Below are 565 nucleotides of genomic sequence, written 5' to 3'. Positions count from 1 at the left end.
GAGAGAGACTGATATCATGAGCATGAGCGGATTGCCCTTCGATGATTTCCGCGCGCTGCTGCGCGAGCTTCCTGGCCCGGACACGCACGCGCTTGTTGCGGCGAAGGAGCGCAATGCGCAGCTGACGAAACCTGCCGGTTCGCTCGGCCGTCTCGAAGAAATCGCCATGTGGCTTGCCGCCTGGTCCGGCCGTTCGCCTGCCGTCAACCGTCCGCTGGTGGCAATCTTCGCCGGCAATCACGGCGTGACCCGCCACGGCATCACGCCCTATCCGACGTCTGTGACCCAGCAGATGGTGGAAAATTTTGCCGCCGGTGGCGCGGCGATCAACCAGATCTGCGTGGCCAATGATCTCGGCCTGAAGATTTTCGATCTGGCGCTGGATTACCCGACCGGCGATATCACCTGTGAACCGGCGCTTTCGGAGCGTGACTGCGCCGCCACCATGGCCTTCGGCATGGAGGCGATTGCCGGCGGCACCGATCTTCTCTGCGTCGGTGAAATGGGCATCGGCAATACCACGATAGCGGCTGCGATCAATCTTGCGCTTTATGGCGGTACGGCG

Annotated in this window: 1 protein-coding gene; it reads left to right on the top strand. The window is 62.3% G+C overall.

From position 1 onward, the window contains the following. Positions 1 to 16: 16 nt before the first annotated feature. The coding region (locus tag B2A78_RS25445; RefSeq protein WP_205780914.1) for a nicotinate-nucleotide--dimethylbenzimidazole phosphoribosyltransferase at positions 17 to 565 on the top strand (549 nt) is incomplete at its 3' end.

The organism is Methylocaldum sp. 14B (assembly GCF_002005105.1).
Classification (GTDB): domain Bacteria; phylum Pseudomonadota; class Gammaproteobacteria; order Methylococcales; family Methylococcaceae; genus Methylocaldum.
Note: the sequence above shows the minus strand (reverse complement) of the source record. Positions and strands in the feature narration are given on the sequence as shown.